The sequence below is a fragment of the Colwellia sp. BRX8-5 genome, assembly GCF_014077325.1.
Classification (GTDB): Bacteria; Pseudomonadota; Gammaproteobacteria; order Enterobacterales; family Alteromonadaceae; genus Colwellia_A.
The window spans coordinates 173,008-187,024 of record NZ_JACGVR010000003.1 but is presented as its reverse complement, the minus strand read 5'-3'; the positions used below and the strand labels follow the sequence as shown (position 1 = coordinate 187,024).

The 14,017-nt window shown below is 39.4% G+C and carries 7 protein-coding genes and 1 other RNA gene; 3 read left to right on the top strand and 5 right to left on the bottom strand.

What is annotated here, in order from left to right:
- The first annotated feature begins 307 nt into the window (after positions 1–307).
- Both cphA and H4J62_RS03625 read left to right on the top strand, forming a co-directional pair.
- Entirely contained in the window at positions 308–3,127 is a 2,820-nt protein-coding gene (gene cphA / locus H4J62_RS03630) for a cyanophycin synthetase (protein ID WP_182213673.1), read from the top strand.
- 265 nt (positions 3,128–3,392) lie between these two features.
- Complete coding sequence (locus H4J62_RS03625; RefSeq protein ID WP_182213674.1) at positions 3,393–5,144, top strand: Mur ligase family protein; 1,752 nt, start codon at positions 3,393–3,395, stop codon at positions 5,142–5,144.
- Between the two features lie 137 nt (positions 5,145–5,281).
- On the opposite strand, the gene H4J62_RS03620 is transcribed toward H4J62_RS03625, so the two are convergent.
- From H4J62_RS03620 to H4J62_RS03600, 5 genes are all read right to left on the bottom strand, one after another.
- A complete protein-coding gene (locus H4J62_RS03620; protein ID WP_182213676.1) occupies positions 5,282–6,628 on the bottom strand; it encodes an AarF/ABC1/UbiB kinase family protein in 1,347 nt (448 codons plus the stop codon).
- 354 nt (positions 6,629–6,982) lie between these two features.
- Positions 6,983–7,388: RNase P RNA component class A (gene rnpB, locus H4J62_RS03615), an RNA gene on the bottom strand.
- A 126-nt stretch (positions 7,389–7,514) separates the two neighbouring features.
- The gene (gene treF, locus H4J62_RS03610; RefSeq protein ID WP_259364717.1) at positions 7,515–9,068 is read right to left on the bottom strand and encodes an alpha,alpha-trehalase TreF; all 1,554 of its coding nucleotides are present in this window, start codon (positions 9,066–9,068) and stop codon (positions 7,515–7,517) included.
- A 23-nt stretch (positions 9,069–9,091) separates the two neighbouring features.
- Positions 9,092–10,321, bottom strand: coding sequence for a sugar MFS transporter (locus H4J62_RS03605; RefSeq protein WP_182213677.1), 1,230 nt, complete (start codon positions 10,319–10,321; stop codon positions 9,092–9,094).
- A 102-nt stretch (positions 10,322–10,423) separates the two neighbouring features.
- Positions 10,424–11,446 (bottom strand): LacI family DNA-binding transcriptional regulator, encoded by a 1,023-nt coding sequence (locus H4J62_RS03600; protein ID WP_182213678.1) that lies wholly within the window; start codon positions 11,444–11,446, stop codon positions 10,424–10,426.
- Between the two features lie 217 nt (positions 11,447–11,663).
- Between H4J62_RS03600 and H4J62_RS03595 the strand changes: the two genes are divergently transcribed.
- Positions 11,664–13,922 carry a TonB-dependent receptor gene (locus H4J62_RS03595; RefSeq protein ID WP_182213679.1) on the top strand — a complete coding sequence of 753 codons (2,259 nt, stop codon included), beginning with the start codon at positions 11,664–11,666 and terminating at the stop codon, positions 13,920–13,922.
- Positions 13,923–14,017: the final 95 nt, after the last annotated feature.

Sequence of the window (14,017 nt, the reverse complement as noted above, 5' to 3'; positions counted from 1 at the left end):
AAAAAAATTGTCTTGTCTATTAGTAAAACCATGGTATCTTTTTGTTATACCATTATTTTTTTATGGCAATTTTTTACTTCTATTCGATCTTATAAAGATCTTAAGTGTAATGCGTTGAAACTTCTCGGTTTGTAACTCAACATATGCACATCAATAGAACCTGTGCACATAGTCAGTTCAGTATCACCGTGATTTATTCCTCCCAATAATTGTCATATTATATTTTGTTGCACCCTGTTTTCGACAAAAGGTTCAACTTGTAGGTACACATAATAATAATTCTAATCACCTGATTTTTGGACATATAATGAAAATATTAACAAGTAATGTTTATGTTGGCCCTAATGTTTACGCCCATTTTCCTGTTATTCGACACGCTGTTGATGTTGGCATATTAGAGCAATACCCTTCGGTAAAATTAGGTAAAGAATTCATTGATGGCTTAATTGAAGCCTTACCCGGTTTAAAAGAGCATGGCTGTTCATACGGCGAATCTGGCGGTTTTATTAGGCGCTTGCAAGAAGATGAAGGTACCTGGATAGCTCACATATGGGAACATGCAACCTTAGAACTGCAATGCATGGCCGGTACTGAAGTTACTTTTGGCAAAACCAGAGGCAATGGCGAAGTTGGTCAATATGACATGGTCTTTCAGTACAAACAACGAGATGTTGGATTAGCTGCTGCTGAACTTGCCAGAAACCTGCTTATCTCAGTGATGCCAGTAAATATTCAAGCACAACTACAAACAAAATTAGAAGCCGATTTCGATTTTGCAGAAGAGCTATCAAACTTTATTCGTTATGCACAGCGCAAAGAATTTGGTCCAAGTACTCAATCTTTAATAACGGCAGCCGAAGAACGTCATATCCCATGGCTACGGTTAAATCAGTACAGCTTAGTACAATTTGGCCATGGTAAATACCAACAGCGCATTCAAGCCACCATTACTAGCCAAACGAATCATATTGCTGTTGAAATATCTTGTGATAAAGAAGACACCCACAATTTATTAAATGATCTCGGTTTACCTGTGCCTAGACAACAAATGGTTTATTCTGCCAAAGATGCCATAAAAGCAGCAAAACGTATTGGCTTACCGGTTGTACTTAAACCATTAAATGCTAACCATGGCCGTGGCGTCTCTATCGATTTAACCACTGATGAGCAAATTAATACAGCATTTGATTTTGCCCGCGAACAAGGCACCAGTAGAGCTGTTTTAGTTGAGTCATTTTTAACCGGTTTAGATCATCGAATGCTTGTTGTTAATGGCGAACTTGTTGCTGTCGCAAAACGCGTACCGGGTCATGTTGTTGGTGACAATAAACACACCATTATGCAATTAATCGATATTGTAAATGAAGACCCACGTCGGGGTGTTGGCCATGAAAAAGTACTCACTCAACTCGAAATGGACTCACAAGCAACCCGTTTAGTTGAAGAAGCTGGCTATAGCGTTGATACCATATTACCTGAAGGCGAAATTTTCTATTTACGTTCAACCGCTAATTTATCAACGGGCGGCACCGCGATAGACATGACTGATGTAGTTCACCCTGACAATAAAGTGATGGCTGAACGAGCGATAAAAGCCGTTGGTCTTGACGTTGGCGGTGTTGATTTTCTGACCTCTGACATTACTCAATCATATAAAGATATCGGCGGCGGTATCGTTGAAGTCAATGCTGCGCCAGGTTTTCGTATGCATGTTGCACCAAGCCATGGCAAACCTCGTGATGTTGCTGGCAAAGTTATTGATATGCTCTTTCCACCTAATACACCCACTTGTATCCCTATTGCCGGCATTACAGGTACCAACGGTAAAACAACAACTTCACGAATGCTTTCGCACATTTTAAAAACAGCAGGACATGTTGTAGGTATGACATCAACTGATGGTGTGTACGTTGATGGTCTGTTATCAGTAAAAGGCGATATGACCGGACCCGTTGCATCACAAATTGTCTTAAGAGATCCTTCGGTTGATATTGCTGTTCTTGAAACTGCCCGTGGTGGCATCGTTCGCTCAGGTTTAGGTTATAGAGAAAGTAATGTTGCCGCCTGCATTAATGTTCAACCCGATCATTTAGGCTTAAAAGGTGTTGATACCCTAGAACAACTTGCTGAAATTAAACGTATTGTCGTTGAAGTAGCCAAAGACGCGGTCATACTTAATGCCGACGACCCACTTTGTTTAAAAATGGCCGACCATACTCAAGCAAAACATTTATGTTATGTGACTATGAATTCAGGACATGGTTTAGTTAGGGAGCATATTCGCGCGGGTGGACGTGCCGTGGTGCTTGAAAAGGGCATCAATGGTGAAATGATCACCATCTTTGATAACGGTGCGCATATCCCATTACTTTGGACACATTTAATTCCTGCTACACTGGAAGGTAAAGCCACTCATAACGTACAAAATGCGATGTTTGCCGCTGCCCTCGCCTATTCTCTAGATAAACCACTTGATGCGATTCAACAAGGATTAAGAACGTTCAACACCACCTTCTATCAAGCACCGGGGCGAATGAACGTCTTTGATGAACATCCTTTTAGAGTTATTTTAGATTATGCTCACAACGCCGATGGTGTTCGCCATATGAGCGAATTAGCGACTAAATTAGACGTTAATGGTAAGCGTATTGCGGTATTAGCCGCACCGGGAGATCGCCGTGATGAAGATATTGAAAACATCGCCAAAGCAGCCGCTGGACATTTTGATTTATATATCTGTCGCGCCGATGACAATCTTCGTGGACGTGGTAGTGATGAAGTGCCGCAAATGTTAGCTGCAACGTTAAAAGCACAAGGTATCAGCGAAGACAATATCTTGATGATACCTGACGAGGTCACAGCTACTGAAAAAGCCTTGTCGATGGCAAATAAAGATGATTTAGTGATTGTCTTTGGTGATGCGATTACCCGTTGTTGGAAGCAAATCATTAATTTTAACGGTAGTGAAGATAATCCAGCAGAAACATTAACAAAACCCGTGCATACCGTTGTTTCGATGTTAAACACCGATGAACCTGATCCCTTTATACTAGAGTCAGGCATGAAGTTAGTTAAGGATGATCGAGGCGTTCGCATTGTTTCAACCATAGAAGAAGAAAGTGATTAAAACCAAGTTAATGCAGTTATTTGCCATTAACTTAAGATGAATAAGCTTAACCTAGCGGCATAAATTAGCGGCATAAACTAACGCAGCCTATTGTTAAACCAATAAAGCTGCGTATTAGTTTTTGAAATCATCATCGAGCTTGTCATACAAATAATGACCTAACAAAACTGTCTCAAAGTGAACAATTATATTGATACAGCTTTACCTTCTTCTCACTTTCCTAACAGCGCTGCGTTGGGAATAAATTTAATCAAATTGGTATGCCATGAATAACCTTATAACCTTAACATTAGATGACCAGCGACGGCTTACTGGCAAAAGCTTATTATGGAATAAACCCGGCGCGATTATTGATGCTTTTGTCTCAGGCATCGATAAGCAAACAGTCGTTGATCAGTGGTTAATTTACGTTAATCAGTTATTGGCAGCAGTCGATTGGCAAGATGAATCTACGTGTTATCGTATTTTTGAAGACGGCATAAGCCTTGCGATAAGTGCGCCAATGGATGCCTTGTATGCATCTTGCGATGTCAACGAAGCCGCATGGGATTTTGCGTGTAGCAAAATTTTAACCGGCAGTATAAGTGACACTCATCAACAAGAAATGGATAAAACCGTCACTCGTCTTAAACAAATGATTGCCGAAGAGGCTAACCCTGCTCTACTTAACTTAATAGATTTAGCCATAAATAATCATGTCGATTATTTAGTTGATGATGATGAATTTTCGTTAGGTTACGGTAAAAGCTGTCAACGCTGGCCAGTGACATCATTACCAGATCCAACGCAGCTCAATTGGCATCAATACCAATCAATTCCTATTGCATTGGTCACTGGCACTAACGGAAAATCAACCACCGTGCGTATCATGTCTGAAATTATTAAGCAGTCTAATAAATGTTGCGGTGTCACCTCGACTGACTTTATTCGTGTTGGCGAAAAAATAATAGATTATGGTGATTATTCAGGACCCGGTGGTGCACGAATGTTACTTCGACATCCAGAAACCGAAACAGCCATTCTAGAAGTCGCGCGCGGCGGAATATTGCGCCGTGGCCTACCCATAGATCACGTTGATGCTGCATTAATTACCAACATAGCTGAAGACCATTTAGGGCAATATGGTATCAATACCGTAGCAGGGCTTGCACAAACCAAAGCGGTTGTAGCAAAAGCGCTAACTAGCGGTGTATTAGTGCTCAACGCTGATGATCCGTATTTAACAGCACTTGCACCAACATTAACCGTTAATAAATGTTGGTTTTCATTAAATGAAAATAATCCAGTACTTCAACAGCATAAAGCCATTGGTGGTGCTATTTGTTTCATCCGTGACGGCGCAATTTTTTATTGTACGCAAAATACCAGCACTGGCGAGCGCCTTGAATCGATGATCGTTGCCGTTAACGATATACCTATGACATTAAACGGCGCTGCCCGACATAATGTTCAAAATGCCTTAGGGGCGACCGCTTTAGCTAAGAGCTTACACATAGATAGCGCAGTGATTGGTCTTGCCTTGCAAAATTTTTCAAGTAATGTTGACGATAATCCGGGCCGCGGTAACCAATTTAAACTCAATGGCGCTTCGGTTATTATGGATTTTGCCCACAATGTTCATGGTATGAATGCCATGGCACTGACCATGGCCAATATACCAGCATCACGAAAGTTTTTGATGCTTAGTCATGCAGGTGATCGCAGCAATGACGATATTATTAAAATGACAAAATCAGCCTTAAAAATGAAACCTGATATATTGGTTGCGGCCGAAACTGTCGAGTACTTAAGAGGAAGAGAGCTTGGCGAAATATCAAATTTAATAGCTAAAGTAGCGATTGAAAGTGGTATGTCTGCCGATAACATCTATTTTTCAGAGGGTCCTTATCAAGGTGCGCAACAGATTGTTAATCAACTGTCAGCTAATGATTTAGCACTGTTAATCGTTTTATCTGAACGAAATAAAGTGATCGAGTTATTAACCAAAAAGGCAAATCAAACAGCAGGTATGTCGTAAACCATAAAATCATCAATAACATTGAATAATAGAGAACTTTAGAAAGCCGCTGAGTGATTTAAAAATAGCTCAGGCGGTTACTAAAGTTTACTTTTAAAAGACTAAAACAGCAGTTGCTGTTTTGAAAATCGATTGTGTTAGGTTTCATCGTTTAATTGCTTTGCGCTTTCCAGTAAATAAGGAGCAAGTGTGCTTTTAAAATCGAGTGTTGCCCCCAACTTATTGGCTAGCAGTATCATACCGGTAATTTTACGATTGACTAATGCAACTTCAAATATCGGAGATGCTATCGCTGTTTTATCGGTAATTAATGGCATACTAACCTCTCTAATTCGCTTAATCAGTTGTTGTTTTTTTAAGTTGTAGCCCGTATTACTTTGTAAACAATAACTAGCTTCAAAACACGTCTTTAGCACAATATCTATCGCGGTATCACTCATGTTATTGTCAACTAAACCAAGCGAATACAAGGCTGAACGCATGTCATTATTATCTTGACGCTGCATTGCATCAGCCATAGCAAGATAATGTACTGAGGTATGTTGAGAGAGCTGCCGGCAAGCGCCAAAATCAAGTAACACTATTTTTTGTGTATCGCTCTGATACAAGAAATTAGCAAAGTTGGGATCACTTTGCATAAGTTTATGCGTAAATAGCTCTTGGTAAGTTAAATCCATTAATTGGCTACAGACTAAATCAACAATACCAGCACTCATGTTACTAATATCAGTGATGGGAGAACCTTCGATATATTCCATCGTCAGTATATTTTTGTCCGTTAGCTCGTCAACAACAAAGGGCACAATAAAGCGAGGATCGTTACCCAGATTTTCACGATAAGTGTTAAGAAATTCCGCCTCCTGCAAATAATTAGCTTCAGCTTTAAGCTGTGCTTTTGCTTCAGCGAGCACGCTAGTCAAATCAATATGTTTAGGTAAAACGCCACTGAGTTTTAATAAATTCATGACGTTATCAATATCACTGTCAATGCTTTCTCTAACACCCGGGTACTGGACCTTAATCGCCAACTGACGACCATCCTTTAGTGTTGCCCGATGAACCTGACCAATACTTGCCGATGCGATGGGGGTAAATGAAAAATAACTAAATTGTTGATGCCAGTCTTTTGACCAAGACGCAGCCAAGGTTTTCAGTAGTTGCGCCTTAGGCATAGGGTCAGCTTCTTGGCGCAATCTTGAAAGAATAGGTTCCCATTCGATAGGCAGTAATTCACCGGCATCCATGGAGAGTAGTTGACCAAGTTTCATCGCCGCGCCGCGCATATGTGCTAAACGCTTGGTGATAGATATAGCGTTGTCAATATTACGTAAGGACTCAGTTAATGATGGACGTTGTCCACTGAGCATTTGTTTTGTCGCACCTTTAACAATATTACCGGCAACCGCTGAGGCCAAACCGCCCAACTTAGCGAGACGAGCAATTCTTCCGGAAGGTACTTTCCGCTCTTTACGTTTGTCGGTCATCGCAAAATGGCTTGGTTGGGCATGTTAACTATTACCTTAATGTTGTTTACTCTAGCCTCCATACTATTTATAGCAAGCGGTGAGAGGCAAGAATAAGATTAACAAAAATTAAGCCGGCAACCAATGACATTACAATCAAAAAAGACAGGTTACTTCAACACGTTCAATTACTAGCTTATTTTTAGGTATTTATGTATTTCGAAGACTAAGATAATGCGTCAATTAAACAGCATAGAAAGCCGTTCAGTCTCCTATAGCTAACGCTATAACATTATTTGGGATTGTATAGATTGATATGAAAGGATTTTAGAAAACCGCTTGATTATTATTAAAATAATCAAGCGGTCACTAGAATAGTTGAGTTGACCACATAAGCCGGGTTTTGTATCTCTTTCGAAAAAGAGTGACAATCATTCGTCTAGGCCTTAAATCGCTCTAAGGCTCAAGCAACCTACCCGGTTTCAACGCGAGCCACGCCATATGAAACCCTATTTGGTCTTGCTCCGGGTGGAGTTTACCCTGCAATTACTGTTACCAGCAATCCGGTGCGCTCTTACCGCACCCTTTCAGCCTTACCTGTGAAGTTCCTAGAAACAACCATCGGCGGTCTTCTCTCTGCTGCACTTGTCGTCGGCTCACGCCGCCCAGGCGTTACCTGGCACCCTGCTCATTGGAGCCCGGACTTTCCTCCCCCTCATACCTATATCTTCAGTTTACACATCTGATACAAGAATAAAGCAGCGATTGTCTGGTCAACTCGGCGCGCATTTTACCTTAATTACAAAAAAACGCCAAGGCTTATTAATACGACTAAAAAAAATGATTGTGAGCACTGATGTAAGTAACCTTTTATTATTACCAATTACTATAATTAGCTATTTTTAGGCTACAGCTTAGTCTCTTTCACTAAAAATAAAGCGCTAAAGGCGACATGCACACCATTTGTCCAACCGAAACCTTCTTGTACATCATACTCTCCGCCTTCGGCTTTATGGCTTTGCTGACATACATTATATTTTTCCATTATTTTTCCTGTTTGCTGAAAATACGACTCTACCGTATTAAGCCAACGGTTCTTAATGGTTAGTGCTAAGCATTGTTTTTCATATTTAATTAGGCCTTGAACAGCAAACCAATGTAATGGCGCCCAACCATTTGGTGAATCCCATTGCTGGCCTGTTTCAATAGCAGTCGTGATTAAACCGCCTCGCTGTAAAAATTCATTTTCAATCACCTTACTAACTTGGTCAACTTGTTTCGCATCAGCTAACTCAACAAACAAAGGTAATACTCCGGCTAATGATTTTACTGAGCTATAAGATTTTTTATCTAGATCATAGTCCATGTAAAAACCATCATTTTCTGACCACATATAACGCTGTATTGCTGCTTTTCTTGTTGCCGCATAATCTTTATAAACAAGGCTGGACGCTTCATTCCCCAGTATTTCATAGAACTTAGCGAGTAATTCTTCCTGCTTGTACAATAAGCAATTCAAGTCAACTGGTAGAATGCGCGTGGTTCTAATAGACGCTAATGAATTTTCATCACCTAACCAGCGTGAGCTAAAATCCCATCCTGATTCGCATGCTGCACGAATATTACGATAGAAAGATTCAGGGTCTTCAGGCATTAATTCCTGACATAATTCAATGTCTTCACGATATGATTCGGCACGAGGAGCAGCATTATCATCCCAATATCGATTCAAGAAACTTCCGTCGGGCATTTTAATGATTCGTCTAGACTCAAATTGTTCATCTGTCTCCAATGCCTTACCTTGCATCCAGAACTTATATTCTGTTTCAATGGCTTTAATATGAGTTGTTATAAATTGCTGTTTATTTTGTTGAAAAGGCAAAAGTAACTCAACTAACAAGCCTAAAATAGGAGGCTGCGAGCGAGATAGATAATAACTTCTATTACCATTAGGAATACAACCATAGTTTGATTGTAATTCTAAGAAGTTACTCAACATAGATTCAGCTAAAGCAATATTTCCTGACTCAATCAAACCTAATGCAGTAAAGTAGCTGTCCCAGTAATATATCTCTCTAAATCTACCTCCTGGCACTATATAAGGATTTTTCAGAGGTAACAAAGAGCCTACAGCATTGGGATCAGCTTCCTTTTTTAAAGCGGTCCATAGTGAATCAATGTGTTCGGCGATAGTCGTTTTTACGTTTTCTGAACGTATTTCTTTATGCTCAACAATATCAAAACACTCTGTGATAAAAGCTTCTAAATTGAATGAAGACTTATGTTTTTTTTCAATTTTATACTTCTGTAAAATTTCCATAAAAGCAGTTTTAGGAATAGCATCAGTAAAAGTTTTGCTGTCGGCAAACAAACCACTCATTTGCACATCTTTGAATAATTCACTTTCAAAAAAATGTAAACTTTCTTTAGTTTGTTGATTTAATAATTCGGTATTCATCATGGGGTAACCTTGTTGTTATTTCTTTAAACAGAATGCTTCGCAGTTGCGACTTTAAAAAAATACAAACTAGCGACGAGAAGTCCCATAGGTATTAACGAGAGATAAAAGGCTTGTTGACCACCGAGTGCTTCAAAAGAATAACCGGTAATAATAGAACCTGTAGTACCACCGAGTGCAGAAAATACCACAATGAGTCCAGTCATTGATGAGTGCTTTGCACGCGCTAAACTACTTAGCATCACTGAATTGAGTACAGGATAAATAGGCGCCATCATTAAACCAATTAACGGGAGAAGATAAGCGACGGCTGGAGCATCAAAAACACTGGTGACTAAACCCGTTGTCGGGTCTTGTGTTAATGGCAGTAGTAATAGAATAATTAATGCCATCCCTGCTAAACAAATATTCAAAAAGGTATACCAATTTAGGTAACGTAGAATTTGCCCAGCTAATAATCGACCTAATGCTAATGCAGCGGCAAAGATACTCGTCATCTGTACACTAATATTGGTGGGTAAACCTAAGACTTCACTATTGAACGTAGGTAGCCAAGTGCCGATCCCTTGTTCAATTAATACATAAAGAAATATAGAGATGACAAAGATAAGCACCAAAGGCTGATAACTCATTTTTATCATTTCAACAAAGTCACTAAATATACTTGTCGATGTCGAAGACTGCTCAGCTTTGCTAATCGAAGAAAAGCTCACTAACACTAAGGTTAATAAAGACATAACGGCTAGCACATAATAAACATTCATCCATTGCGTAGACTCTGCCGAATTGCCATCAATATAAAAACTGAATAACCAATAGCCCGATAAACTGCCGAGCATAAAAATACCTTCTATGGTGTTAAGCAGTGAAGAGTGAGATTTTACTGAATGTGTTAACTGACCAATAATGGAATAAACTGATATTTTGACTAAAGCAAACGAAACACCTATACAGGCGAATAGGAGTTTGATCACTAGAAAGTTACCAATAACTGGCGTTAAGAAACAAGCGATGGTAACTATGGCTAAACCTACAGCCAGCGCAATTTTATATCCAATTCGTGGAATAACTGATGCCACAAAAAAAGAAACAAACGCGATAGATAAATCTTTAAAACCTTCTAATGTACTCGCTTGCGGTTTGCTTATATCAAAGCTATTTATTGACTGAAGAATGACAGTACCTACGCTATTAAGCAGAATAGCAAAAACGAAATAGCTTGCAGCAATTGCACTTATGGTAATAAAACGCGACATAAATAAACTCATTATTTGATAATTAAGTTTAGTCTATAATCAAAAGCGCACGAATGCAAACGTTTGCATTCGTGCGCTAATAATAAGAGGATTTAACGATTATTAGATAGAGCGGGTAGAGTTTCGTGCAATTAACTCAATATCCATAACAACCGATTTTGCTTTTCCGCCACTAAACTGAACTAATAACTGTTCCACCATAATTTTAGCCGCCGATTTAGTATTTTGTTTAATCGTGGTAAGTGACGGGTGAAAAAGCTCAGCCATCGCTATATCATCAAATCCTACAATACCAACATCATTTGGAATACTGACATAACGCTCTTTCAACGCTTTCAACGCTCCAAGTGCCACCATATCGCTTGATGCAACAATGCCATCAAAAAACAGCCCCTTTTCAAGAACAAGATCGCCGATTCTTTCGTAAGCCACTTTACTGGTTATATCACACGCTAATGTTAATTCATCACTAATATTAATATCATACTCTTTTAGTGCACGCCCATAGCCCTTATAGCGTTCACTCATTTCTGCATGTTCAGGATCTCCAAGAAACAAAATACGTTTGCAACCGGTATTTATTAAATGTTCCGTCGCTAAATATCCGCCTAGCTCATTATTACTGCCGACAACGGCATAGTTCGCGTGCCCTTTTGGATCGCCCCACACAACAAGTGGTGCATTAGATTCAGCCACCTTTTCAATTTTTTCCGTGCTTTTACCTTGCCCAATAACAATAATGCCATCAGCGCGACTACTTCCTATGAAGTAATTAGCCCAATCTTGTGTTGCCATAAAAGAATTCGACAACAGTAATTCATAGCCACTTTGATTAAGTGCTTGGTTTAAATCGCCCACCACTTTGAGTAAAAAAGGGTCACTAATACTTTGATCGGTATTGTCAGTTAAGTTTAAAATTACCGCGACAACATTGGTTTTTTGCGTGCGTAAACGGCTAGCAGCTCTATTTAAGCTAAAATTATGTTCACTCGCTAATGCTTGTAATTTTTCACGTGTTTCTTTTTTTATCAAAGGGTTATCATTCAAAGCCCTTGATACCGTTGACGTTGATACACCTGCTAGTTTAGCCAGCCCTGCCAAAGTAAGTTTGTTTGCGTTAGCCAATTCCGTTTATTTCCAAAATTAATAAAATATAAATGCCGAGGAAGTATTACATATCTAGCTAGTATTGCAATTGAAAGCACAACAATGCAAACGTTTGCAAAAACAACTTGCAAACGTTTGCATTCATCTTTATATTAATTATGGGGAAGGAAATATCAATAAATATAACTAATAACTGATATGGCACTGCTAATATTGGTATAAGAGGGAAAAATACATGACTACTAACTTCAAACTATCTACCATTGCGATAGTTGTCGCATTAAGCTGCCAAGTGAGTTCAAGCTTTGCGGCAGAGAAAACATCAACAAAAAATAAAAATGCTAATATCGAAAAAATTGTTGTTACGGGTACTTTCAGTGGTAAAAGCGTTGCTAAGGAAGAAGCAAGCTTTGCTGTTAGTTCTTTTTCTGAAGACGACATGATAAAAATAGCACCTAAAAGTACCGCTGATCTTTTTAAAGCAATTCCTGGTGTTTGGGCTGAAAGCTCGGGTGGCGTTGCCGGTGCCAATGTATTTGTTCGCGGCTTTCCAGGTGCAAGTGACGCACCATACCTTACAATTCAGCTGCAAGGCGCTCCTATTTTCCCACCACCAACACTTAGTTTCCTAGAAAATTCAAGCATATTTCGCTTAGACGATACTATTGAATTTATGGAAGCACTTCGTGGCGGCACAAACCCAGTAATATCAAATGGTCAGCCAGGCTTAACCACTAACTTTTTATTAAAAGAAGGCTCTGAATATACTGAAGGTTCAATTAAATATTCAACATCCGATTACGGCTTACAACGTGTAGATGGCGTAATAAGTGGTCGCTTAGCTGATGATTTATACTTCATGGTTGGTGGCTATATTAAAAGCTCACCTGGCGCTCGTGACGCAGGTTTTAATGCTGAAGAAGGTAATCAATTTACTATTAACATTACTAAAAAGTTAGACAACGGTAAAATTAATATTTATACCCGTCAAACTGATGATCATGGTACTTGGTATGTACCCGCACCTATCACTGTTGATGGCGTAGACAATAACTATACGCAAATTGGCACTAATAATCGTCTGCAAGAAATTGAGTTTGGTGATGGAGAATCTAAAGTTTTTGATTTTGGTAAAGGCCGAGGCTGGAATGGCGCAGTATCTGGCGGTAGCATTGATTTAACCCTTGATAATGGTTGGGGTCTTGTTGATCGTTTCTCTTACACCAAAGGTGATGCTGATACCTATGGCTTAGTACCACAAGGTGGAGCGGTTAAGTTATCAACGGTTGCTGATAATGGCGAATCGGCCATTGGTGTGGTTACTGGTACTCAATATAATGGTGATACCGACGTACAAATGATTGGTGGTTGGGTCGTTCTCAAAGAAATAGAAGCATTTACTAACGACTTTGCTTTAACTAAAACATTTGATAAAGGCAGTGTAACGGGTGGTTTTTATAATTCTACATTTTCATCTACCGATTGGTGGTCATTAGGTAATCAGTCTTATCATGTGGTAGAACAAGGTGGCGAAAACCTGACAGGTATTGACTGTAATGACAATGCCGACCACTGTAGTTGGAGTTACGACATCAATAGCATTGGTGATGGCAAAACTACCGCATTTTATGCTGCTGCATCTTATGAAATTTCAGATGTTTTAACTATCGATAGTGGTGTACGTCGTGAAAATCATGAAATTGAATATACGCTTGATACGGGCTTAGACGGTAGTATTGATCAGGTAGCCTCTTTTGATGAGTCAAGTACTTCATGGACTGTTGGTGCAAACTGGATGTTTACAGAGAAACAAGGAATTTTTGCTCGTATCAGTGACGGTAGCAAAATGCCTTTCTTTGATAATTTAAGAGAAGGTCAAACTGAAGTTCAAGAAGTTGCTCAATATGAATTAGGTTATAAACACTCAGCTGATAACTTTAGCCTTTATGCTACAGGTTTTTTCAACGAAGTGACTGGTGATTCTTTCGTTGCTATTCCAGGCCAACCAGCACAAGTAACGACCAATGAAGCTTATGGAGTAGAGATTGATTTTAATTTCTTCACCGATAATGGCTTCTCTGTTGCCGTAGGTGCGACGCTTCAAAAAACTGAGCTTACAGAGTCTAGCAACCCTGATAATGTCGGTAATCAAGCACAAAGATTACCAAACTGGCAGGTACGTATCACGCCAAGCTACGATCTTGAGTTTGACAATGGCATGTACGGCACAGTATACGGTACAGTTTCTTCGGCAGACGACCGTTTCAGTGATCCAGAGAATACTGATGCGCTAATATTAGAAGGTTATACGAAAATTGATTTTGGTGTCATTCTAAACCTTACTGACGAAGTTAAAATGCAATTAGCGGTGAACAACCTTACTGATGAAGAAGGTTTAACAGAAGCAGATCCGCGCGGAACTTCTGGTCTGTTGGATAATGGCCGTTATATCATAGGTCGTACAATGGATTTTAACGTGAGTTATCAGTTCTAGTTTGACGGTACGTTTGAGCGATTAGCAAAAAGCCAGCTTATATTATTAGCTGGCTTTTTATATTTATTTAATTATCATTTACTCGTACTATTTAA

What these genes read in the sequence shown, in the direction of transcription:
- H4J62_RS03605 (WP_182213677.1), bottom strand. Translation starts at nt 10,321, where the DNA reads ATGTCGCGTTTTATTACCATAAGTGCAATTGCTGCAAGCTATTTCGTT.
- cphA (WP_182213673.1), top strand. Translation starts at nt 308, where the DNA reads ATGAAAATATTAACAAGTAATGTTTATGTTGGCCCTAATGTTTACGCC.
- H4J62_RS03620 (WP_182213676.1), bottom strand. Translation starts at nt 6,628, where the DNA reads ATGACCGACAAACGTAAAGAGCGGAAAGTACCTTCCGGAAGAATTGCT.
- H4J62_RS03595 (WP_182213679.1), top strand. Translation starts at nt 11,664, where the DNA reads ATGACTACTAACTTCAAACTATCTACCATTGCGATAGTTGTCGCATTA.
- H4J62_RS03625 (WP_182213674.1), top strand. Translation starts at nt 3,393, where the DNA reads ATGAATAACCTTATAACCTTAACATTAGATGACCAGCGACGGCTTACT.
- treF (WP_259364717.1), bottom strand. Translation starts at nt 9,068, where the DNA reads ATGATGAATACCGAATTATTAAATCAACAAACTAAAGAAAGTTTACAT.